The sequence below is a fragment of the Microbacterium sp. LTA6 genome (assembly GCF_045690355.1).
In the GTDB taxonomy this organism is placed as follows: Bacteria; Actinomycetota; Actinomycetes; order Actinomycetales; family Microbacteriaceae; genus Microbacterium.
Window position 1 is genome coordinate 1,649,842 of sequence record NZ_CP147855.1, and the last position, 21,153, is coordinate 1,670,994.

Consider the following 21,153-nt stretch of genomic DNA (forward strand, 5'->3'; position numbering starts at 1 on the left):
AGAATTGATGCCGAAATCGGCATACAGGGTTACGCTGGTATCTGGCCGGCGGGGATCGAAGCCTGCGGCTCGACCGGAACAACGTGAGGAGCACCCTATGAAGGGGAAGATCGGACTCGTCGTCGGACTCGGCGCCGGATACGTCCTCGGTACGCGCGCCGGGCGCGAGCGCTATGAGCAGATCAAGAAGCAGTGGCTGAAGGTGTGGAACCTCGACCCTGTGCAGGACCAGGTCGACAAGGTCAAGACCTTCGCGAAGTCTCAGGCCGCGGCCGTTCCGGGCGCGCTGTGGAACGGGGCCGTCAAGGTCGTCCAGTCCGTGGGCGGATCCGGCACCCCGGGTCAGAAGCTCGACTCGGTGATCGCGACCGGCAAGGATGCCGTCGAAGACGTCGCCCGCGCAGCGGAGGACACCGAGGCCGAGGTGAAGAAGCCGGCCGCCAAGAAGCCGGCAGCCAAGAACTCCACGACAGGCTCAGGGTCCGCGAAGAGCGGCAGCTGAGATGCTGCGAGGAAAGCGCGACAGGGCTGACGACAGCCTGCTGACATTGCTCGGCGACCTGCCCGAGTTGGTCACAAACCTGGTGAAGGCGGAGGTCGACGCGGCGAAGGCGTGGATCTCACGCACCGCCAAGGACGCCGGAATCGGATCGGTCTGGTTCCTGGTCGCGTTGTTCTTCCTGTTCTGGGCGGTTCCGGTGATTCTCGTCTTCGCGATCGCCGGGCTGTCCTCCTGGTGGCCGGTCTGGCTTTCGGCGCTGGCGGTGTTCGGCATCCTCCTGCTCGCGGTCCTGCTCTTCGCGCTGCTGGGCATCCTGAAGTTCCGCAAGGTACTTGCCCGCCAGAATCCCGCGCAGGCCGTGGCTGAAGACATCCGACTCGTGAAGGACGCCGGCGATGACCGTATCTGAGAACACGCCCCGCACCGTCGTGCCCGCGGGGATCGTCGATCCCGTCGCCTCGGCCCGTGCCGAGCTCAAGGCGGCTCTCGCGGCGATCGAGGTGAAGGGCAACTTCCCTCGCCGGATCGAGAAGGCCTCACAGCGCGCTGCGGCGAAGGCTCGGGTGTTCGCCGATCGCAATCCGGTGGGCGCCATCGCTGCAACGATCGGCATCGCGGCCGCCGTCGGCGGTGCGATCTGGGTGATCGCCAGGGCGCTCTCGCGCTGAGGGTCCGGTCATCCGGTCGCCGCCCCCGCGTAAAGGAGGCAGACTGGAAGCATGTCCGAAGAGCTCGAAGAGAACCCGTCCGGCTTCACCCTCTGGGCCGTCTGGCGACGCCATCCCGAGATGCCGGTCACCGAGACCGACGCGACCGAACTCGAGACGATCGTCGGGTACATCGAGGACTCGGGAGTCACCGTCCGCGGCTTCTACGACGTCTCCGGCCTCAAGGCCGACGCCGACCTGATGGTCTGGCTGCACGGCGACACCGCCGAGGAGCTGCAGCGGGCATTGCGTCGCCTGCGCCGTACCGAGCTGCTGCGCACCCTCTTGCCGGTGTGGAACGTGATGGGCGTGCACCGCGACGCCGAATTCAACCGTCAGCACGTGCCCGGTTTCCTGCGGGGCGTCGAGCCGAAGCAGTGGCTGTGCCTGTACCCGTTCGTCCGCACGCCAGAGTGGTATCTCGCACCCGAAGAGGAGCGCCGCAAGATGCTCGCCGATCACGGGCGCAAGGGCGCGGCATTCACCGGGGTCATCGCGAACACCGTGGCCGCCTTCGCCCTCGGAGACTACGAGTGGCTGCTGCCGCTCGAGGCCGACGACGTGACCGAGCTCGTCGACCTGATGCGTGACCTCCGCTACACCGATGCGCGCCGTTATGTGAAGGAGGAGGTGCCCTTCTACACGGGGCGCCGACTTCGATTCGACGAGATCGCCGACGTTCTTCAGTAGTCGTGATGAACACCTCGAGCCGAGAGCGCCCGATCCTCCTGGGCACCCGCCGCAGCGCCCTGGCGCTGGCGCAGTCCGGCCATGTCGCCACCGCCATCGAGAAGCTCTCCGGGCGCCCGGTCGAGCTCGTTCCGATCGTCTCCGAAGGCGACACCAATCGCGCCTCACTGTCGGAGATCGGCGGCCAGGGCATCTTCGCGACGCGACTGCGCGAGGCGCTCTTCGCGGGGGAGTGCGACATCCTCGTGCACTCGCTCAAGGATCTGCCCACGGCGCTCCCCGACGGCCTGATGATCGCAGCGACCCCCAGCCGGGAAGACGCCCGCGACGTCGTCCTGACACGCGGGGGCACACCGCTGCATGAGCTGCGTCCCGGCAGCACCATCGGCACCGGTTCCCCGCGGCGCATCGCCCAGGTGCGGCGCCGGGCTCCGCACGCCGCAGTCGTCGACATCCGCGGCAACGTCGACTCCCGCCTCGCGCGGGTGAGTTCCGGCGAGCTGGATGCCGTGATCCTCGCCGCCGCCGGTCTCTCCCGTCTCGAGTCCGACACAGATCTGAGGCGCGAGGAGCTCGGCCTCGCCGAATGGCCGACCGCGCCAGGGCAGGGTTCGCTGGCCGTCGAGACCACGACGGGAGCTCCGGCGGAACTGCTCGACGCACTCGCCGCGCTGGACGACGAGGCGACGCGTATCGCAGTCACCGTGGAGCGCGCGATCCTGGAGGGACTCGACGCCGGCTGCCAGGCGCCGATGGCCGCTCATGCCGTCGTGACGGGGGCATCCGTCCGCGTTCGGACGGTCGTCTACTCGCCGGATGACGGCCGCCGGATCGGGCTCGACGTCACGGAGACGCTGAACGGGGAGTATATTCGTCGAAACGGCAGTGGCAATGGAGCGGATGCTGCCGATGGTGCAGACCCGATGCACGCGGCACGCTTGCTCGGGTTGACTGTTGCCCGTCGGCTGCTCGAACAAGGGGCGGCTGACCTCGTCTCCCGAGAGCTTTCCTCATGACATCATCCGATTCGAAGCAAGACCGACCGCTGGACGGCTGGCGCGTACTCGTGCCCCGTGGCGGGCCGTGGGGCGACGGCGTCGCCGCGAGTCTGCGCGCCCAGGGCGCGATTCCCGTCGTCGCGCCGCTCATCAACTTCGCGCCGACCACGGACCAGGCGACGCTCGACCACGCCCTGGCGCAACTGGCGGCCGGCGAGTTCGACTGGCTCACGATCACCAGCGCGACGACGGTCGACGTGTTGTTCGCGCACCGGGCTGTCGTTCCGCGCTCCACGCGGATCGCCGCCGTCGGCGAGACCACCGCTGCCGCTCTTCAGGCGGTCGGCTACGAGGTCGACCTGGTGCCGGAGGACGACAACTCCGCCGAGGGCATGGCCGCGCAGCTCATCGCCCTCGAGTCCGCGCCGCGCCGCATCCTGACCCTCCGCAGCGAGATCGCGAAGCCGGTGCTCAGCCGGTCGCTGATCGAGGCCGGGCACGACGTGCAGAGCGTCGTCGCCTATCGCACGGTGGGCGTCCCGGTCACGGAGCGCATCATGCGCGATGTCGAGAACGGGCGCATCAACGCGATCCTGATCACCAGCGGCTCTGTGGCGGCGCAGGTTCGGGAGCAGTTCCCGGAGATCCCGGACAGCACGCTGCTCGCCGCGATCGGCCCTCGCACGGCGAACGACGCCCGCAAAGCGGGACTGCCCATCTCGGTCGTCGCCGACCGGCAGACCGTCGACGCTCTCATCGACGCCGTCTCGCAGTTCACGCTTCCGCACGCGGCGGACGAGTTCGCGCCGTGAGCTTTCCGGATGTTCGCCTGAGGCGGCTGCGACAGTCGCCCGCGGTTCGTTCCCTCGTTCGGGAGACGTCGCTCCGGCCGGGGCACCTCGTGCTTCCGATGTTCGTGCGCGAGGGGCTTCGCGAGCCGTCTCCGATCGGCTCGATGCCCGGTGTCCTGCAGCACTCGCTGGACTCGTTGCGCGCCGCCTCCGTCGAGGCTGCCGAAGCCGGTGTGGGCGGGGTCATGCTCTTCGGAGTGCCCGCCTCGCGTGATGCGATCGGCTCCGGGGCGGATGACCCGGACGGCATCCTGAACATCGCGACCGCGGCTGTCGCTGCCGAGGTCGGAGACGCGCTCGTCGTGCAGACCGACCTGTGCCTCGACGAGTTCACCGATCACGGGCACTGCGGGGTTCTCGCATCCGACGGCTCGGTCGACAACGACGCGACGCTGGAGCGGTACACGGCGATGGCGATTGCCCAGGCTCGCGCGGGATCGCACCTGCTGGGCCTGTCCGGGATGATGGACGGACAGGTCGCCGTCATCCGCGCCGCTCTGGACGCCGAGGGCTTCGCGCAGACGTTGCTCCTGGCCTATGCCGCCAAGTACGCGAGCGCCTTCTACGGGCCGTTCCGCGAGGCCGTCGATTCGCAGCTGACGGGTGATCGTCGCACGTACCAGCTCGACCCGGGCAACCGCCGGGAGGGCGTACGCGAGGCTGTCGTCGACGAGGCAGAGGGCGCAGACATCGTGATGGTCAAGCCGGCCATGGCGTTCCTCGATGTGCTGCGCGAAGTGCGTGACACGGTGAGCATTCCCGTCTGGGCGTACCAGGTCTCCGGCGAGTACGCCATGATCGAGGCGGCTGCGGCCAACGGCTGGATCGACCGCCGCGCGGCCGTGCTCGAGTCGTTGCTGTCGATCCGTCGCGCCGGCGCCGACGCCGTCCTCACCTACTGGGCGACCGAGGCCGCGCGCTGGCTGCGCGACGACGCTCGTTGAGCGCCGCGGGGCCCCGGTCGCTGAGCGACACTTCGACTCGCTTCGCTCGCTCAGCACAGGTCTCGCGAGACGAAACGCGGCACACGAACATGAGGAACATCAAATGACCGACCGCAATGACGACCTGTTCTCCGCTGCCCGCGCTGTGATCCCCGGCGGGGTGAACTCGCCGGTTCGCGCCTACGGCTCGGTCGGCGGTACGCCGCGGTTCCTCGCCTCGGCGCGCGGGGCGACGGTGACGGATGCCGCGGGCAACGAGTACGTCGACCTCGTCGCGTCCTGGGGGCCGGCGCTCCTCGGCCACGCACATCCCGAGGTCGTCGCCGCCGTTCAGGATGCTGCGACGCGCGGTCTCTCCTTCGGCGCGCCGACCGAGGGCGAGGTCGAACTCGCCGAGCTGATCGCCGGGCGCGTGCGGGTGGGCGATACCCGGCCCGTGGAGCGGGTGCGTCTCGTGTCGACCGGCACCGAAGCGACGATGACCGCGATCCGCCTGGCGCGCGGCGCCACCGGTCGCGATCTGCTGGTGAAGTTCGCTGGGCACTATCACGGCCACTCCGACGGGTTGCTCGCCGAGGCGGGTTCGGGCGTCGCGACGCTGGCGCTCCCGGGGTCGGCCGGTGTTCCCGCGCCGATCGCCGCGCAGACGCTCGTCATCTCCTATAACGACCCCGCTGCTCTTGAGGCTGTGTTCGCCGAGCATGGGCCGCGGATCGCCGCCGTGATCGTCGAGGCGTCTGCCGCGAACATGGGCGTCGTCGCTCCGCTTCCCGGGTTCAACCGGCTCATCGCCGATACCGTGCACGCACACGGAGCCCTGATGATCCTCGACGAGGTGCTCACCGGGTTCCGGGTGCACCCGGCGGGATTCTGGGGACTGCAGGTCGAGGGCGGCGAAGAGTTCGTCCCCGACATCATCACGTTCGGCAAGGTCGTCGGCGGCGGGATGCCGTTGGCCGCCCTCGGCGGCCGGGCGGAGATCATGGATCTGCTCGCACCTCTCGGCCCGGTGTATCAGGCAGGCACGCTCTCCGGGAACCCGCTGTCGGTCGCCGCGGGGCTTGCGACGCTGCGGCTCGCGACTCCCGAGGTGTACGCGACGGTGGACGCCGCGGCCGCGCGCGTGGCGACGGCACTGGATGCCGCGTTGGCCGACGCCGGTGTGACGCACGCCGTCGCGAACGCGGGAAGCCTGTTCAACGCCGCGTTCCGGGCATCCGCGCCACGCGATTACGCCGAGGCGCAGGCGCAGGAGTCGTTCCGCTACGCGCCGTTCTTCCACGCGATGCGCGAGCAGGGGGTGGCGCTGCCCCCGAGCGTCTTCGAAGCCTGGTTCCTGACGGCCGCGCATGGCGACGAGGAGCTCCAGCGGATCGAGGCCGCGCTTCCGATCGCGGCGGCCGCTGCGGCATCCGCCACGCGCTGAGACGAAAGCACCCCTGCGGCGATGCCGCAGGGGTGCTTCGTGCAACAGCGGATCAGCCGCCGAGGCCGCCCAGCAGGGCGAGGAGCGTGTTGAGGAGAGAGGTGATGAGGCCGAGTACAGCGTCCATTTTTCATTCCTTCTTCTGGGGTGGGCCGAAGCCCGTTGGGGATAGCGTCCGGAGGACGCGACTCCACTTTGACCGTTTGGTATACCAGAGTGCAAGAGTGACGTTCGGCCAAAACGAAGAGGACTTTCGTCTAGGCGGCGTCTCCGACCGCCTCCACGCGAGGATGGGTCAATCCGACAACCGGATCGTTGCCTTCCTGTGAACAAGTTGCAGCCAACTCGCGGGAAGGCGCTGGCAGACTGGACTCATGGTGACGTTGCTGCTGGATTCGACGCAACTGGAAGTTGTGCTCTCGCCGATCGAGCGTGCCGCGACCTTCCACAAGAAGAGTCTCCTCATTGCGCGGGACACCATCACCAAGGTGCAGCTCACCGATGACGCCTGGACATGGTTGCGTGGCGTGCCCAACCCCGGGACGCACATCCCCGGTGTTCTCGCGGCCGGAAGCTGGAAAACCGCCGGCGCTGTCGACTTCGTTCTCATCCGCCGACGTCGACCGAGCGTCGTGATCGATCTCGAGGGCGATGAGCAGTACGGCAGGCTCATCCTCACGACGAGCCACGGACTCGCGCTGACCCAGGCGCTCCGACTGGATGTCTCGTCCGAACCTGCCGACGTCGAAGAGATCGTCTTGACCGCGCCCACGCCGACCAGCACGGGTCGCCGGCGTCCGGTCATCCGCCCCCGGCCCGCCTGAGCGGCACCACCCCTGACAGAAACGCCCTCCGGCACCCGAAAGGTGCGGAGGGCGTTGTCACGTGACGTGAGGGCGCTCAGCCGTGGTGGTGGTGCTCGTCCCCATGGTGGTCGTGGTTCTGCTCGTGCTCGTGGCCATGCTCGCTGTGATGCTCGTCGCCCTGCTGAGCCGCGTCTGCGTCGTGATCGTTGTCGCCGGACTCGTTCGCGTCGTCTGCGGTCGGTTCGGCTTCCTGATCGGTCGACGACGAGGGCTCGTCGCCGGACGGCTCGCCCTCTGCTCTCGCGAGGGGAACCGTGTCGATGACGCCGGTCGGGGCGACCGCCCAGTGCGCGCCGTCATCCTCGGATGAACCGTCATCGACGGATTCGTCCTCGGAGCTCGCGATCGCCTGATTCAGCGGGTAGTCCTTCGGCTCGTCTTCGAAGTACGCCCGTGCGGCTGCGGCGAGCATCGAGGACACGGCGGCGGAGCGCGGGTCGTCATCGTCGTGCTCTTCGGAGGTCGTTTCGTGGTCATCGCCGAGCGCCGCGAAGATCTCGATGCCCTCGTGCTCGTGCTCGTGCTCGTCGTCGTCGCTGTCGGCGGCGTCGCCTTCGCTCTCGGCGTCGCTCTCGGAGATCGTCTCCGAGGCCGGCGCGGCGTCTGCATCCTGGCTCGCGGCGTCTTCCTGTGCCGACTCTGCGTCGCCGTCCGCGACAGCATCGGTCGCTTCGGGGGTCGACTCATCGGACTCGATGACCGGAGAGAAGGCGGCCGTTGCCGCAGTCGCGGAGACCGGAGCCGCACCGAACAGGATGTCGTCGAAAGAGGGCTTCGGCGTCGAGGATTCCTCGTCGTCCGACGCGTCGGTCTCAGTCCATCCGGCGATGCCGCCCTCGGCGGCAGCGGTCACAGGCTCGCCGTCGGACGCGACGGGCTCAGCGGCGGGTGCCGCGTGCCAATCGATGCCCGTCCCCGACGTGGGCTCGGGCTCGGGCTCGGGCTCGGTCGCGTCGGAGTCGTCGGAGTCATCGGTCGCGTCGGAGTCCGCGTCGGTCGAAGCAACGTGCGCGTCGTCCTCGACCTCGGCTTCATCCGGACCGGCCTCGAACTCGACCTCGTCGGAAGCGAGGTCCTCTGAAGGGGCATCAACCGGGGTGACAGCATCCCCGAACAGCCCGAGCGCGCCTTCCGGAGCCTCAGCGGCCGCGGTGTCCTCGGGTGCGGAGACTGGTGCGGAGTCGGCAGGGGCCTCATCCGCGACGGTCGCCCCGAACAAGCCGGCAGCGCCGGCAGTGACCACTCCGGCCGCGACCGGTGACGGCACCGGGGCAGAATCAGCGGCGGGCTCGGCGTCGGCACCATCGGCCTCGTCAGCGTCAGCGTCAGTGTCGGCATCCGCGTCGACCGCGTCCGAACCCGGCTCCGCGCTCGCGGGACCGGCGACGGGCGCGACCGGCACCGCGCCGTTGCGCTCCTGATCGACCAGCTGCGAGGCCACCGCCTCGGCGCGCGGCTCGAGAGTGCCGCCGCGAACCAGGTCGATGAAGACGTCTTCGAGGGTCGGGCCGCGCTGCACGAGCGTGCTCAGCGCGATGCCGGCGGATGCGGCGACAGCGCCGACGGTGGCGGCGTCGCCGCCGCGTACGGTCAGGCCGGAACGGAGTACCTCGACGTCGAATCCGGCGGCGGAGAGCGCCGTGGTGAGGGCTGCGCGGTCATCGGCATCCACAACGACCGACCCGGCGGCAGGGTCTGCGAGCTTCTCGATGCCGCTCGCCAGAACCAGCTGGCCCTTCGAGAGCACGAGTACGTTGTCGGCGACCTGCTCGACCTCGCTGAGCACATGCGAGGAGACCAGCACGGTGCGGCCCTCGTCGGCGAGGCGGCGCATCAGCAGGCGCATCCAGCGGATTCCCTCGGGGTCGAGGCCGTTCGCGGGCTCATCGAACACGAGCGCTCCCGGGTCGCCGAGCAGAGCGGTCGCGACGTTCAGGCGCTGCCGCATGCCGAGCGAGTAGCCGCCGAGGCGGGTTTCACCCTCGCCAGCGAGCCCGACCATCGTGAGCACCTCGTCGATGCGGGACAGCGGGATGCCGTTCGCCTTGGCGGCGATCGTGAGCTGGCGGTTCGCCGTGCGGCGCGGACGATACGGAGTCTCCTCCAGGACCGCGCCGATCGTGCGCAGCGGCTGGCGTAGCTCGGCGTACGAGACCCCGCCGATCGTCGCGGTTCCGGAGGTCGCCCGCAGTTGACCCAGCAGGATCCGCAGTGTGGTCGTCTTCCCGGCGCCGTTCGGGCCGAGGAACGCGGTGACGACACCGGGCTCGACACGCGCGGAGAAGTCGGAGACCGCCGTCACATCATTGAAGCGCTTCGTCACGCGCGTGAACTCGAGCACCTGTCCTTCGGGCATCCGCGACCTCTCCTTGCGTGAGCAGTTCCTCCCTATCCTGCCGGAAAATGCCGTCATTCCCTGCATTTTGCGCGCGAACCGACGGCCCTGCGATCGGAGTAGCCTGGCACGCGTGACCGAATCCGCAGCCGCCCCCCGTGTCCTCGCCCGCACGGAAGGAGCACTCGGACGCCTCACACTCAACCGCCCCGAGGCGATCAACGCGCTCGATCTCGGCATGATCGACCTCCTCACCGACGCCCTGAACGCCTGGCGCGACGACACCGACGTGCAGATCGTCCTCATCGACGGTGCGGGTGAGCGCGGCCTGTGCGCAGGGGGCGATGTGCGCACCCTGCACGCGCAGATCGTGGCGGGGCACCCAGAGCGCACCGCGGAGTTCTTCCGCTCCGAGTACGCCCTCAACGCGCTGATCGCGGAGTACCCGAAACCGGTGGTCGCCGTGGCCGACGGCGTCACCATGGGCGGCGGGATCGGCCTCGCCGGGCACGCCGCCATCCGCATCGTCACCGAGCGGTCGAAGCTGGCGATGCCGGAGACGCGGATCGGCTTCACACCGGACGTCGGCGGCACATGGCTGCTCGGCAGGGCGCCGGGGCGATTCGGCGAGTACTTCGGACTCACCGGCAGCACCATGACCGGTGCGGACGCCATCTATCTGGGGTTCGCCGACCACTACGTCCCGACGGAGAACCTCGACGCGCTCCGTGAGGCGCTGGCGTATCGCGCCGATCCGACCGGTCCGAGCGAGATCGTCCTGCTGTTCGACGAGACGCCGGAACCCTCGACGCTTCCCGCCGACCGCGAGTGGATCGACGAGGCGTTCTCGGCGCCGACCGTCGCCGACATCATCGAGCGGCTGCGCGCACAGGGGACTCCGGATGCTGCGGCCATCGCCGACCTTCTCGAGGATCTCTCACCGACCGCACTCACGGTGACCCTCGAAGCCGTACGGGAGGCGCGCGAACTGCCGGGCCTTCGCGCGGCACTCGAGGGGGAGTACCGTCGTGTGCTCTGGTTCGCCGAGCATCACCCCGACCTCGTCGAGGGCATCCGTGCGCAGCTGGTCGACAAGGACCGCAACCCGCGCTGGCAGCCCGCGTCGATCGCCGAGCTCGAAGCGGATGCCGGCGCCGGCGCCCGCGCCCACGTTCCGGCGCAGCCGCTGTTCTGACCCCGGTCACTGCCTGCGCGGCCCGCCGCCTCGATCGGGCGTACAACTTGCATGACCACAGTGTCGAAACGGCGGCGGATCCGGCTGTTCGGCCCTGCAACCGTGCTTCGGTCATGCAAGTGGAACGCGGTTGGTGATCGGGAGCGGATGCCGCGGCATCCGCTTCTTCGTCTCGGTGCAGAAAATGAGCACCGGTCAGGGATTCGTTCGCTGTCAGCGAAGGTCCGCCTTAAGGGGGATACGAATGTCCGACCTTCGTGGCAATCTTTGTTGTGGCCGATTGTCGGTCGGCATCCGCCTGCCGAGAAATCCGCCGTTCAACCCTCTCAAGGAAGTCCGCCTGTGCTGGGAAAACTCCTCGTCCGCTATCTCTCTCGATATCGATGGCTGCTGCTCGGCGTGCTGGTGTTCCAGTTCGTCAGTGCCCTCGCAGCCCTGTACCTTCCGCGCCTGAACGCCGACATCATCGACAAGGGCGTGGCGCAGGCCGACACCGGTTACATCTGGCGTACCGGTCTGTTCATGCTGGCCGTGTCGTTCGGCCAGATCGTCGCATCTGTCATCGCGACCTATTTCGCGGCACGTGCCGCCATGGGTGCCGGTCGTGACATCCGCGCCGACGTCTTCTCGCGAGTGAGCGGTTTCTCCGAGCGCGAGGTCTCGGTGTTCGGCGCCGGGTCCCTGATCACCCGCAACACGAACGACGTGCAGCAGGTGCAGATGCTGGCGATGATGGGCGCGACGATGTTCGTCACCGCGCCGCTGCTCGCGATCGGCGGCATCATCATGGCCGTCCAGCAGGACGTCGGACTGAGCTGGCTGATCGCCGTCTCGGTTCCGGTGCTGCTCATCGTGGCCGTGATCATCATCAGTCGCATGGTGCCGCTGTTCCGCACCAACCAGAAGAAGATCGATGCGGTGAACCGCATCATGCGCGAGCAGCTGACCGGCGTGCGCGTCGTTCGGGCCTTCGTGCGCGAGGGCATCGAGGAAGAGCGCTTCCGCGGAGCGAACACCGACATCATGGTGGTCGGCCGCAAGATCGGCTCCCTCTTCGTCCTCCTCTTCCCGCTGTTCATGCTGATCCTGAACGTGACGGTCGTCGCCGTGATCTGGTTTGGCGGCATCGAGGTCAACGCGGGCAATGTCGAGGTCGGCACCCTGTTCGCCTTCATGCAGTACATCGGTCAGATCATGATGGGCGTCATCATGTCCAGCTTCATGGCGATGATGATCCCGCGTGCGGCGGTCTCCGCCGAGCGCGTCGGAGAGGTCCTCGACGCCGAAGCGAGCATGAGTCGTCCCGAGAACGGCGTCGTCGACTTCCCGACGCCCGGATCGGTCGCCTTCGACAACGTCGAGTTCACCTACCCCGGTGCGGAGTCGCCGGTGCTCAAGGGCATCAGCTTCGCCGCCGACCCGGGCGAGACCGTCGCGATCGTCGGCTCGACCGGTGCCGGCAAGACGACGCTCATCTCGCTTCTCCCTCGCCTGTTCGACGTGACCGGCGGCGCCGCGTTCGTCGGCGGCACGGATGTGCGCGAGGCCGACGTCGAGGCGCTGTGGAAGAGCATCGGCCTGGTGCCGCAGCGTCCCTTCCTGTTCACGGGCACCGTGGCATCCAACCTCCGCTACGGTCGCGAGGAGGCGACTGACGAAGAACTCTGGCACGCGCTCGAGATCGCGCAGGGCCGTGACTTCGTCGAAGAGATGCCGGATGGCCTCGAGTCGCGTATCTCCCAGGGCGGCACGAACGTGTCGGGCGGGCAGCGCCAGCGTCTGGCCATCGCTCGCGCGATCGTGCACCAGCCGCAGATCCTCGTCTTCGACGACTCGTTCTCGGCGCTCGACCTGACCACGGATGCGCGCCTGAGGCAGGCGCTCTGGCGTGAATTGCCGCACGTCACCAAGATCGTCGTCGCACAGCGCGTATCGACGATCACGGATGCTGATCGCATCGTCGTCCTTGAAGGAGGAACCATGGTCGGCGTCGGCACCCACGAGGAGCTGCTCGAGACCAGCGACACCTATAGAGAGATCGTCGAATCGCAGCTGGGGGTGGACGCATGAGCGAGCAGACTCCGCCGGAGAAGAAGACTCCGAAGAGCCGCCGCGAGCGCGCGACCACAGACTCGGCCGTCGCGACGGTCGAGCTGGAGCTCACCGAAGAAGAGAAGTACGAGGCCGAGCTCGCCGAGCAGGCGCGTCAGAACTCCGGTGACTGGGACAGTGTCGCGCCGGGCAAGGCCGACAACTTCGGGCAGAGCTTCGGACGGATGATCGGTCTGCTGAAGCCCTCGGCCGTCTGGTTCGTGTTCGTGTCGATCCTCGGCGCCATCGGCGTCGTGCTCACGGTCGCCGCTCCCAAGGTGCTCGGCGAGGCCACCAACATCGTCTACGAGGGGTTCATCTCGAACATCCTCGCCGCCAACGGTGTGCCTCGGGAGCTCAGCCAGGAGCAGGTCGTCGAGATGCTGCGTTCGCAGAATCAGGACGACTTCGCGAACATGGTCGCGGCGATGAAGAACTTCGAGGTCGGTGCGGGCATCGACTTCGAGCGCCTGCGCTGGATCATCCTCGCGGTGCTGGCGATCTACGTCATCGCGGCGCTGCTGAGCTGGATCCAGGGCTACGTGATCAACGTCATCATGGTGCGCACGATGTGGCGTCTGCGTGAAGACGTCGAGGCGAAGATCAACCGCCTGCCGCTGTCGTACTTCGACAAGGTGCAGCGCGGCGAGCTGATCTCCCGCGTCACGAACGACATCGACAACATCACCCAGACGATGCAGCAGTCGCTCTCCGGAGCACTGACGTCGGTGCTCACCGTCATCGGCGTGCTGGTGATGATGTTCTCGATCTCGTGGCAGCTCGCGCTGGTCGCGCTGGTCTCCCTGCCGTTGATGGGCGTGATCTTCGGCGTCATCGGACCGCGTTCGCAGAAGGCCTTCGGCACGCAGTGGCGCAAGGTCGGCCGTCTGAACGCGCGCGTCGAAGAGGCTTTCTCCGGTCACGCACTGGTCAAGGTGTACGGCCGCGAGAAGGATGCGCTGGAGAAGTTCCAGGTCGAGAACGAAGAGCTGTACCAGGCTGCGTTCAAGGCGCAGTTCCTCTCCGGCATCATCATGCCGGCGATGACCTTCGTCGGCAGCCTCAGCTACGTCGGCATCGCGGTGCTCGGCGGCCTGATGGTCGCCAGCGGTCAGCTTCGCCTCGGCGATGTGCAGGCGTTCATCCAGTACTCGCAGCAGTTCTCGCAGCCGCTGGCCGAGCTGGGTGGCATGGCCGCGGTCGTGCAGTCCGGTACGGCATCGGCCGAGCGCGTGTTCGACCTCCTCGATGCCGATGAGCAGGAGCCGGATGCCGCTGACGCACCGGAGCTCGTCGACGGCAAGGGCGTCATCGAGTTCGAGAACGTCGAGTTCTCGTACACGCCCGAGCGACCGCTGATCAAGGACCTCTCGTTCCGGGTGAAGCCGGGGCAGACGGTGGCGATCGTCGGACCGACGGGTGCCGGCAAGACGACGCTGGTCAACCTGATCATGCGCTTCTACGAACTCAGCGGCGGCCGGATCACCTTGGACGGGCAGGACATCGCGGAGATCACGCGCGACGACCTGCGCTCCCGCACGGGTATGGTCCTGCAGGATCCGTGGCTCTTCGCGGGGAGCATCCGCGAGAACATCCGCTACGGGCGTTCCACGGCCACCGATGAAGAGGTGCTCGCCGCGGCGAAGGCGACGTACGTCGACCGCTTCGTGCACGCGCTGCCCGAGGGGTACGACACCGTGCTCGACGAGGACGCCTCCAACGTCTCGGCGGGTGAGCGTCAGCTCATCACCATCGCGAGGGCGTTCGTCGCTCAGCCGTCGATCCTCATCCTCGATGAGGCGACCTCGGCGGTCGACACGCGCACCGAGTTGCTGCTGCAGCACGCGATGGCGGCGCTTCGCGAAGGACGCACATCGTTCGTCATCGCGCACCGCCTGTCCACCATCCGCGACGCCGACCTCATCCTGGTGATGGAGCACGGCGACATCGTGGAGAAGGGCACGCACGACGAGCTCATCGCTGCGCAGGGGGCCTACTGGCGTCTGTACCAGTCGCAGTTCGAGCAGGCGGCGACCGACATCGACGCCGAAGAAGCCCTCACCGGGTCGACTCCGGTCGTCGTCACGGGTGACGCCGAGGAAGTAGAAGCAGAAGCTGCGCGGATCGGCGCCTCGGTCGGCGTCGGGATGCCGGCGGCCGAGGTTGCAGCCGCAGAGGCGATCCTCGAAAGCCCGGAGGCTCCTGACCGCAAGGCCTGACCTCCATCACGCAGACGCCCCACTCCGCATCGCGCGGGGTGGGGCGTCTCGCGTTGTGCGGGTCCCCTGGGGTGTTGGGCGGCTGCCTCGTGCAGCTCCCTCAGGTGGCGCCTCGTTCGTGTGACACCTCGGGCCGGTATTCGGGTGTCATGGCGACCCGAGGTGCCAGATGAAGGGGCGCCAGTATGGGTGGCCCTGGTTCGTGTGGCACGTCGGGTCGGTACTCGGGCGTCATGGCGACCCGAGGTGTCAGATGAGAGGGCAGGGGAAGCGGATGCTGCAGGCGAGACCGGTCAGCGCTGAGCGGACTCGGCGATCCCGAACAGTTCGAGAGGGTGCGTCAGTCGCCACCACGGGCTCGGACCCGCGAGTTCATCGGCGAGGGTGAGCTTCGTCTCGGCGGTATTCAGCGGGCCGGTCGCCGTGAGCGTTCCGACCACGTCGCCGGCCGCCTGGGTGTCGCCCAGGTCGAGCTCGGGGGTCACTTCTGCGGTGCCCGCGTTCCAGAGGATGACGGCGGCATCGGCATCCGTCACGATCTTCGCCGACTCGCCCCACACCGTCTGCACTTCGCCGACGACAGTGCCCGCGGGCACCGTCGGCTTCTGCGTCTGCAGAGCTGCTTCGGCTTCGGCGAAGAGCGTGCGGGTCACGGCGAGGCGTTCGTCGTCGCCGTTCTGACCGAGGACGGCGGCGTAGAGCCGGACGGTGATGTCTCCGACCGGCACGTCCTTCGCCGTGAGGAGGTTGTAATACTCGAGGGTGCCTGTCTTGATGCCGACGACGCCCGCATCGGCGAGCATCCCGTTGCCGTTGGTCACCACGCCGACACCCGGAATATCGACCGACTTCGTGCCGACGATGCTCGCGAACACCGGGTTCTCCATGGCGAGCTGCGCGAGCTTGACCAGCGCCTCCGGCGTCGCGGTGTTGCCCTCATCGAAGCCAGAAGGCGTCACCACGGTGATGCCTTCGAGTCCGCGTTCGCGCAGCCACACCTCGGCGGCATCGGCGAAGGCGCGTTCCGAGCCCCAGATCTCGTCGGACAGCCGGTCGATGTAGTTGTTGGCAGAACCCAGCAGAATGCCCTGCAGCATCTGGAACTCCGTCAACGTGCCACCGACGGGAACATCCAGTGAGGACTGATCCGCGATCCGGTAATCCCAGTAGTCTTCGCTGTCCTGGAGAGTGAACGAGTACTCCGGGCCCTGCTCGCCGACGGCGAGCGGGAGCCTGTCCAGCACCATCAGGGTGCTGACGACCTTCGTGATGCTGGCGATGCCCGCTTCGTCCAGAGCGGAGGCGACCGCGCCGACGCCCTCGACGCCGACGGCCGCGCTGCCCTGCGTCGGCCAGGTGAGCGATGCGGGCGGTGCGGATGCCGCTTCGAACTCGACTGCCTGCACTGTCGGCGCGATCTCGTGCAGGGGCCACAGCAACGTCGTTCCGGCATAGGCGGTGACGAGCCCTGCGAGGATCCCGAGCGGCACCAGCGTCTGCGGCTGGGCGAAACCGCTGCGCAGTCGGGCACCTTTCAAAAGGCTCGCGCCGTTCGCCGTTGCGATCGGGCCGTCGAGCGTCCCTGGCCGCGTCTCGTTCGCGATCGTCGCCGGATCGACCCAGGTCAGCGCGGTCGCGCCGCGTCCGGCATCGGCCCAGCGAGCGGGGGCGGTGGATTCGACTGCTCCGGATCCGGTAGTCGCAGCGACATCCGGCAGCGCGGGATCCGGCAATCCAGCATCGGACAGTGCGGGCTCAGACAGTGCGGGCTCGGCCACCGCCGCGTCATCGATCGACGCGCGTGCGGCCGCCGCATCCGATCCCGTATCCGGGCGCGCGTCACGAAGGGTCACCTGCACACGCTACCGAATCATTCAAGGAATTCGCGGCGTATCCCGCCTCCGCGCCTGTGAAAGTCGTCCGCCGCGAGAGGGGAATCGGGCGGGCAGCGGCGAGAGTAAGATCGACAGCACAACCACGGGAGTCCGGCGAGCCGGGCTGAGAGGGAGCGATCGCGCTTCGACCGTCGAACCTGATCTGGGTCATGCCAGCGCAGGGAGGAGTTCAGATGAGTACATCCACGCCCACATCGGTGGCCACGTCCGAGGCAAAGGGCCTGCGTCGTCCTGAGATCTGGCGCTGGCGCATCGTCGACATCGTCGTCGCCAGTGTCATCGGCGTCGCCGCCGGCCTGATCTTCCTGGCCTGGAACGTCGGTTATCTCGGCCCTGCAGCGTTGCTCGAACCGCTGCTTCCCGGTGTGCAGGGCCTGCTCGACGGGCCGTGGCTGTTCGCCGGTGTGCTCGGGGGCCTGATCATCCGCAAGGCGGGCGCTGCGATCTACACCGAGGTGCTCGCTGCGGTCGTGTCCGCACTCGTCGGCAACCAGTGGGGCGGGTTCCTCACGATCGAGGCCGGACTCGTGCAGGGGCTGGGCGCCGAACTCATCTTCCTGCTCTTCTTCTACAAGCGCTGGTCGTTGCCGGTCGCGGCGCTCGCCGGTGCCGGTGCGGCTCTTGCGGGAGGCATCAACAACCTGATCCTCTGGTACGCGGGATCCGGCCCGACCTTCACCGTCGTCTACCTGATCAGCGCCGTGATCTCGGGCGCCGTCATCGCCGGCATCCTGTCCTGGGTGCTGGCGCGAGGCATCGCCGCCACCGGAGCCCTCGACAGATTCGGTTCCGGGCGCGAGGCGCGCGTCCGGGTCTGATGAGCGCGAGTACCACCGGCCCCGCCGCCGTCGAGGCGCGCGGCTGGGGCTGGCGGCACGCGAGCCGTCTCGCCTGGGCGCTGGAGGAGATCTCCTTCCGCATCGACCCGGGGGAGCGGGTGCTCGTGCTCGGAGCATCGGGGTCGGGGAAATCGACCCTGATGCACGGACTCGCCGGCGTCCTCGGCGGCGACGAAGAGGGCGAGAGCACCGGTGAACTGCTCGTCGACGGGGCGCCGGCGTCGGCCACGAGAGGCCGCAGCGGCCTGGTGCTGCAAGACCCGGATTCGCAGGTCATCCTCGCGCGGGTGGGCGACGATGTCGCCTTCGGATGCGAGAACCTCGGTGTGCCGCGGCCGGAGATCTGGTCGCGCGTCGGCGCCGCACTGGACGCGGTCGGCCTCGACGTGCCCCTCGACCGGCAGACGAAGGCGCTCTCCGGCGGGCAGAAGCAACGCCTCGCGCTCGCCGGCATCCTCGCGATGCAACCGGGGCTCGTGCTTCTCGATGAGCCGACGGCGAACCTCGATCCGCAGGGCGTCATCGAGGTGCGCGACGCGGTCGAGCGGATGCTGCAGGCGCAGCCGGCCACGCTGATCGTCGTCGAGCATCGCCTCGACGTCTGGCTGCCGCTGATCACCCGGGTCATCGTGATCGGCCAGGGAGGCGTCGTGGCTGACGGCTCGCCGGACCGCGTGCTCGGCGTCGAGGGCGCTCGGCTCGCAGCCGACGGCGTCTGGGTGCCAGGATTCGCCCCCGTACCGCCGCCGCCCCCGCGCCGCGGACCTGGGGAACCGCTGCTATCGGCCCGAGACCTTGCGGTCGCACGGGTGAAGGGCAGACCGGTCGCCTCGGGCATCGACCTCGACGTGCGCGCCGGGGAGGTGCTGGCCATCACCGGGCCGAACGGTGCCGGAAAGTCGACGCTCGGGCTCACGCTCGCTGGACTCCTGCCGCCGGCCGCCGGCCGGCTCACGGCATCCGTCGCCCTGGCCTCCGACATCGGCGAGGAACCCATCCACTGGGCATCGCGCGACCTGCTGACGCGTATCGGCATGGTCTTCCAGGAGCCTGAGCATCAGCTGCTCGCCAAGACCGTACGCGACGAGCTCGCCGTCGGACCGCGCGCGCTCGGCATGGCGGAGGACGAGATCGCGGAACGCAGCGACGAACTGCTCACGCGGCTGCGGCTCGACCGCCTCGCGCTGGCAAATCCGTACACGCTCTCCGGCGGGGAGAAGCGACGGCTGACGGTCGCGGCGGCTTTGGCGACCCGACCGCGCGTGCTCGTCCTCGACGAGCCCACCTTCGGGCAGGATGCCCGCACCTGGGCGGAACTCGTCGCCATGCTCGCCGCCCTTCGCGACGACGGGACGGCGATCGTGACGATCACCCATGACGTCGATGTCGCGAGGGCGCTGCACGCCGAGCGCTTCGAACTGGGCGGTGCGGGATGACGGTCCTCGACTCGCATGCGCGCACGGGTGGGCTCGCGCAGATCAACCCGGTCGCCAAACTCGGCGTGAGCGCACTGATCGCGATCCCGCTGATCCTCACGCTCGATCCCGTATCGGCATCGACGGCCCTCGTCCTGGAGTGCGTGCTGTTCCTCTTCACGGGGATCGGCTGGCGCGAGTTCTGGGTGCGCACCTGGCCGGTGTGGCTCGCGGCTCCGCTCACCGGGCTCACGATCGTCCTCTACGGCGAGACGAGCGGCACGGTCTACGTCGACTGGTTCGTGCTGCGCATCAGTGACGGCTCCCTCGCCTTGGCGCTGGCGACGATGCTGCGGGTGCTCGCGATCGCTCTGCCGTCGGTCGTGTTGTTCATCACGGTCGATCCGACCGACCTCGCCGATGGGCTGGCGCAGATCGTCCGCCTGCCCGCGCGTTTCGTGCTCGGCGCACTGGCGGGGCTGCGTATGGTCGGGCTCTTCATCGACGATTGGCGTGCGCTCGAGCTCGCCCGCCGGGCGCGCGGCGTCGCCGACCGAGGCAGGATCCGCCGCTTCTTCGGCATGGCGTTCGCGCTCCTGGTGCTGTCGATCCGCCGGGGAGCGAAACTCGCGACGGCGATGGAAGCGCGCGGATTCGGCGCACCGGTGGCCCGCACGTGGGCGCGCGAATCGCGCTTCGGCTGGCGGGAATGGATGCTGCTGGCAGTCGGTGCCGCGATCTCCGCGCTCGCGATCGCCGCGGCCGTCGTCACCGGCGCCTGGAACTTCATCCTCGGGCCGAGCTGACGCGAGCCACATCGGCTCCGATTCGGGAACATGTTCCCGAATCGCTCTGAGGGACCTGCGTCAGATCGTCAGATCCACTGGTGCAGCACCAGAACGCCGATGAGGATGCACGTCAGTGCGAGTCCGACCCAGCCGAGCACGACTCCCGCGTCGGCGAGTCGGCGCCCGCCCTGGCGGCGCGCGGTGATCTGGCGACGAGAGGCATATCCGGCCGCGATTGCGACCAGCGGACCGAGAACGGGCACGAGGAAGACGACCCCGGCGAGGCCGCTGATCAACGCCACGATGGCGAGTGTGTTCGTCTGAGCCGGCACGACCGTCTGCGAAGCGATATGGGTCGAGCGAGCCGGTTGCGGCCGGGGCGCACGTTCTTCGCCCCGGCGGCGGGCGGTATCTGCCCCCATGCGCGGGCCGGTCATCGTTCGAGCACGGGGCGCGGCTGCGCGCCGTGCAGGGAGGACGCGGCGAGCGTCGGATTGGTTGCCGGTGCCGTTCTCCTCGCGGATCGCCAGGCGGCTCCGACCCCCACGGCGAGCAGCAGTGCGAGGCCGGAGGCGAGTGGCGTCATCCCGTCACCGGAGTGCCACAGCGCAAGGCTGAGGATGCCTCCCGTCAGCCAGATGGCCGCTGCACCGCCCGCGAGCCCGGCTGCGTCGAATGCGATCGCCACGCTTAGCGCCACCGCACCGAGGACAGCCGTCCAGACTCCGATCTGGCCGATCGCGGTGAGCAGTTCGGATACGACGGGGGCGATGGGAAGGGGTGCCATGGTTCTCGGATTCTCGGGGTGTAGTAGACGGTTCTCCATATGAGGAGAGTCCGCCACGGCGATTCCATTACGCGGAACTCCGACGCCATCGGGCACCGGAGATGGAGTGTCGCGTAATGGAATCGGCAGCCGGCCATCTCTATAGATGGGTGACGGTTGCCCCTGCAGCCGCGCCCGTGGTGAGTGATCTGGGGTCGCTCACTCTCCTCGCCGACGCTCCCACGCCGGGGAGGATCCGGGTCTCGGCCCGGCAGGGGAGGACGGGTGGCTACCTCCTCCCCTGTTCCTGATCCATGCGTGGGCTCATCCACGCATGGCGAGACCGTCGACAGAGCCAGAGCGAGGAAGGCGAGAACATGGTGAACCAGATCGTGATCCATGTGCATGCGCTGGAGCGCTTTCGCCGCCGCAACGGAAAATCGGTGACTCAGGTCCTCGGCGAGGTGGGGATGACCGCCGCGGATCTGAACGCAGGCGTCCGTGGCGGAGGCTTCACGCTGGCTGATCTGGCACGCCTCGCCGAGGCACTCGACACCACTCCGCGCGACCTCGCAACCGCCAGCACCGTGCTCACGGCGGCGGAGAACCTTCGGCAGGCGCCCTGA

General features: G+C 68.4%; 20 protein-coding genes and 1 riboswitch. Of the genes, 16 read left to right on the forward strand and 4 right to left on the reverse strand.

Going from position 1 to position 21,153, the window contains the following annotated elements:
- Nucleotides 1-97 precede the first annotated feature (97 nt).
- The 9 genes from LTA6_RS07875 (at nucleotide 98) to LTA6_RS07915 (ending at nucleotide 6,942) form a co-directional block, all read left to right on the forward strand.
- Complete coding sequence (locus LTA6_RS07875) at nucleotides 98-502, forward strand: hypothetical protein (protein ID WP_341977193.1); 405 nt, start codon at nucleotides 98-100, stop codon at nucleotides 500-502.
- 1 nt (nucleotide 503) lies between these two features.
- Nucleotides 504-911: a phage holin family protein gene (locus LTA6_RS07880; protein ID WP_341977194.1), complete on the forward strand. Its 408-nt coding sequence runs from the start codon at nucleotides 504-506 to the stop codon at nucleotides 909-911.
- Nucleotides 898-1,170 (forward strand): hypothetical protein, encoded by a 273-nt coding sequence (locus LTA6_RS07885; RefSeq protein WP_341977196.1) that lies wholly within the window; start codon nucleotides 898-900, stop codon nucleotides 1,168-1,170. The genes LTA6_RS07880 and LTA6_RS07885 overlap by 14 nt, the downstream gene beginning before the upstream one ends.
- Before the next feature lie 51 nt (nucleotides 1,171-1,221).
- On the forward strand, nucleotides 1,222-1,899 hold the full coding sequence (hemQ, locus tag LTA6_RS07890) for a hydrogen peroxide-dependent heme synthase (RefSeq protein ID WP_341977198.1): 678 nt from the start codon (nucleotides 1,222-1,224) through the stop codon (nucleotides 1,897-1,899).
- Between the two features lie 5 nt (nucleotides 1,900-1,904).
- Nucleotides 1,905-2,915: a hydroxymethylbilane synthase gene (hemC, locus tag LTA6_RS07895; RefSeq protein ID WP_407359125.1), complete on the forward strand. Its 1,011-nt coding sequence runs from the start codon at nucleotides 1,905-1,907 to the stop codon at nucleotides 2,913-2,915.
- Nucleotides 2,912-3,709, forward strand: coding sequence for a uroporphyrinogen-III synthase (locus tag LTA6_RS07900; RefSeq protein WP_341977202.1), 798 nt, complete (start codon nucleotides 2,912-2,914; stop codon nucleotides 3,707-3,709). Before hemC ends, LTA6_RS07900 begins: the two co-directional genes overlap by 4 nt.
- Nucleotides 3,706-4,692 carry a porphobilinogen synthase gene (gene hemB, locus LTA6_RS07905; RefSeq protein WP_407359126.1) on the forward strand — a complete coding sequence of 329 codons (987 nt, stop codon included), beginning with the start codon at nucleotides 3,706-3,708 and terminating at the stop codon, nucleotides 4,690-4,692. The genes LTA6_RS07900 and hemB overlap by 4 nt, the downstream gene beginning before the upstream one ends.
- Nucleotides 4,693-4,795: 103 nt before the next feature.
- The gene (locus LTA6_RS07910; protein WP_407359127.1) at nucleotides 4,796-6,118 is read left to right on the forward strand and encodes a glutamate-1-semialdehyde 2,1-aminomutase; all 1,323 of its coding nucleotides are present in this window, start codon (nucleotides 4,796-4,798) and stop codon (nucleotides 6,116-6,118) included.
- 374 nt (nucleotides 6,119-6,492) lie between these two features.
- On the forward strand, nucleotides 6,493-6,942 hold the full coding sequence (locus LTA6_RS07915) for a hypothetical protein (RefSeq protein ID WP_407359128.1): 450 nt from the start codon (nucleotides 6,493-6,495) through the stop codon (nucleotides 6,940-6,942).
- A gap of 76 nt (nucleotides 6,943-7,018) precedes the next feature.
- Here LTA6_RS07915 and LTA6_RS07920 read toward each other — a convergent pair whose 3' ends face one another.
- Nucleotides 7,019-9,340 carry an ATP-binding cassette domain-containing protein gene (locus LTA6_RS07920; protein WP_407359129.1) on the reverse strand — a complete coding sequence of 774 codons (2,322 nt, stop codon included), beginning with the start codon at nucleotides 9,338-9,340 and terminating at the stop codon, nucleotides 7,019-7,021.
- 112 nt (nucleotides 9,341-9,452) lie between these two features.
- On the opposite strand from LTA6_RS07920, the gene LTA6_RS07925 reads away from it, so the two are divergent.
- From LTA6_RS07925 to LTA6_RS07935, 3 genes are all read left to right on the forward strand, one after another.
- Nucleotides 9,453-10,514: an enoyl-CoA hydratase/isomerase family protein gene (locus tag LTA6_RS07925; protein WP_407359130.1), complete on the forward strand. Its 1,062-nt coding sequence runs from the start codon at nucleotides 9,453-9,455 to the stop codon at nucleotides 10,512-10,514.
- A 342-nt stretch (nucleotides 10,515-10,856) separates the two neighbouring features.
- Nucleotides 10,857-12,584 (forward strand): ABC transporter ATP-binding protein, encoded by a 1,728-nt coding sequence (locus tag LTA6_RS07930; protein WP_407359131.1) that lies wholly within the window; start codon nucleotides 10,857-10,859, stop codon nucleotides 12,582-12,584.
- A complete protein-coding gene (locus LTA6_RS07935) occupies nucleotides 12,581-14,824 on the forward strand; it encodes an ABC transporter ATP-binding protein (protein WP_407359132.1) in 2,244 nt (747 codons plus the stop codon). The genes LTA6_RS07930 and LTA6_RS07935 overlap by 4 nt, the downstream gene beginning before the upstream one ends.
- A gap of 293 nt (nucleotides 14,825-15,117) precedes the next feature.
- On the opposite strand, the gene LTA6_RS07940 is transcribed toward LTA6_RS07935, so the two are convergent.
- Nucleotides 15,118-16,677, reverse strand: a complete 1,560-nt coding sequence (locus LTA6_RS07940) for a D-alanyl-D-alanine carboxypeptidase (protein ID WP_341977217.1) — start codon at nucleotides 16,675-16,677, stop codon at nucleotides 15,118-15,120.
- Nucleotides 16,678-16,791: 114 nt separating this feature from the next.
- Nucleotides 16,792-16,902, forward strand: a riboswitch (TPP riboswitch).
- On the opposite strand from LTA6_RS07940, the gene LTA6_RS07945 reads away from it, so the two are divergent.
- From LTA6_RS07945 to LTA6_RS07955, 3 genes are all read left to right on the forward strand, one after another.
- A complete protein-coding gene (locus LTA6_RS07945) occupies nucleotides 16,893-17,537 on the forward strand; it encodes an ECF transporter S component (RefSeq protein ID WP_341977219.1) in 645 nt (214 codons plus the stop codon). (Overlaps the previous riboswitch by 10 nt.)
- Nucleotides 17,537-18,994, forward strand: coding sequence for an ABC transporter ATP-binding protein (locus tag LTA6_RS07950; RefSeq protein WP_341977221.1), 1,458 nt, complete (start codon nucleotides 17,537-17,539; stop codon nucleotides 18,992-18,994). The genes LTA6_RS07945 and LTA6_RS07950 overlap by 1 nt, the downstream gene beginning before the upstream one ends.
- Entirely contained in the window at nucleotides 18,991-19,779 is a 789-nt protein-coding gene (locus tag LTA6_RS07955; RefSeq protein WP_341977223.1) for an energy-coupling factor transporter transmembrane component T, read from the forward strand. Before LTA6_RS07950 ends, LTA6_RS07955 begins: the two co-directional genes overlap by 4 nt.
- Before the next feature lie 68 nt (nucleotides 19,780-19,847).
- Here LTA6_RS07955 and LTA6_RS07960 read toward each other — a convergent pair whose 3' ends face one another.
- Entirely contained in the window at nucleotides 19,848-20,198 is a 351-nt protein-coding gene (locus LTA6_RS07960) for a DUF4190 domain-containing protein (protein WP_341977225.1), read from the reverse strand.
- On the reverse strand, nucleotides 20,195-20,548 hold the full coding sequence (locus LTA6_RS07965) for a hypothetical protein (protein WP_341977227.1): 354 nt from the start codon (nucleotides 20,546-20,548) through the stop codon (nucleotides 20,195-20,197). Before LTA6_RS07965 ends, LTA6_RS07960 begins: the two co-directional genes overlap by 4 nt.
- Nucleotides 20,549-20,904: 356 nt before the next feature.
- Here LTA6_RS07965 and LTA6_RS07970 point away from each other — a divergent pair, with 356 nt between their 5' ends.
- Nucleotides 20,905-21,153, forward strand: coding sequence for a hypothetical protein (locus LTA6_RS07970; protein WP_341977229.1), 249 nt, complete (start codon nucleotides 20,905-20,907; stop codon nucleotides 21,151-21,153).